Genomic DNA, 1,314 nt, shown 5'->3' with positions numbered 1-1,314 from the left:
TGTCCCGTCCTGAATAAGGTTTACGCCTTCTGACCTATCTTCAGGAGGAGTCAATGGATTCAGGCAAAAGGCGGAGCCAGCGTGACTACACGCTAGCCTTTAAATTATCGGTCGTAGACCAGGTCGAAAAGGGCGAGTTGAGTTATAAAGAGGCTCAACGGCGCTACGGCATTCAGGGCCGGTCCACGGTACTGGTCTGGCTACGCAAGCACGGCCGGCAGGACTGGAGTCAAGGCGCCTCAATTCGAGAGCCGAGGAGCAGGTCCATGACCGAGCCAACCCTCCCGCTGACCCCCGAGCAGCGGATCAAAGAGCTTGAAGAACAGCTGGCGCTAAGTAATCAGAAAGCGCAATTCTTCGAAGCCGTTGTGAATGTTCTGAAGAATGACTACGGTGTTTCCGTCGTAAAAAAGCGACCCGGCAAGTCCTCTCGCAAGGGCAAATCCAAGGCCTGAGCGTCACCAGGGCTTGCCTGTTCATGGGCATTTCGCGCCAAGCGTATTACCAACGCAATCGGGCTTTCGACGAGAGGGCTCGTCAAGATCAAGAAGTCATGGACTATGTTCTTGAAAAGCGCCGCCGCCAACCACGGATAGGCACGCGCAAGCTGCATTACCTGATGAGCGTCGAAGTTGGCGCATCAGTGCGGGTCGGCAGAGACCGCCTGTTTAGCATCCTGCGCAACGCTCGAGAACTGGTTGTGCGCAAACGGGCTTACCACAAAACGACAGACAGCCATCACCGTTTTCGCCGCCATCCTAACCTGCTCAAAGCGGGTCAGGACCAGATTGTGGCCAATAGGCCAGAGCAGGTCTGGGTTGCAGATATAACCTACCTGCCGACACGGGAAAGCGTGGTTTATGTGAGCCTGGTGACAGACGCCTACTCGCGCAAGATCGTAGGCCATCATGTGCATGAGAGCTTGCATACCGAGTCGGTGATCAAGGCGATGGAAAAGGCAGTTGGCGAACGCCGAAGCACGCTGCCACTGATCCATCACTCAGACCGCGGCGCCCAATACTGCTCTGAGCGTTATCAACGTTTGCACGCTAGTCATGGCATCAGATGCTCAATGACCGACGGCTATGACTGCTACCAGAATGCTTTGGCGGAGAGGATAAACGGCATTTTGAAGACCGAGTTCCTGCTGTATCGCCCTAAAAATCTGGCGGACGCAGTGAAAATGGTGGATGAGTCGGTGCTGATCTACAACGGGGAACGGCCACACCTGTCCCTGAAATACAAAACGCCCGATGCGGTGCATCGGGCGTTTTGAGACTGAAACAGGGTGTAAACCTATTTCAGGACTGGACA

General features: G+C 54.9%; 1 protein-coding gene. It reads left to right on the top strand.

The genetic code is table 11. From position 1 onward, the window contains the following. Positions 1–53 precede the first annotated feature (53 nt). Positions 54–1,276 (top strand): IS3 family transposase gene (locus ODQ19_RS27925; RefSeq protein ID WP_330211828.1). Its coding sequence is split into 2 segments (ribosomal slippage): positions 54–405 and positions 405–1,276, totalling 1,224 coding nucleotides; the frame shifts between segments, so codons are not numbered across the junction. The last annotated feature ends 38 nt before the right edge of the window (positions 1,277–1,314 follow it).

The organism is Pseudomonas sp. AM4(2022) (assembly GCF_036346515.1).
GTDB classification, from domain to species: Bacteria; Pseudomonadota; Gammaproteobacteria; order Pseudomonadales; family Pseudomonadaceae; genus Aquipseudomonas; species Aquipseudomonas paracarnis.
Note: the sequence above shows the minus strand (reverse complement) of the source record. Positions and strands in the feature narration are given on the sequence as shown.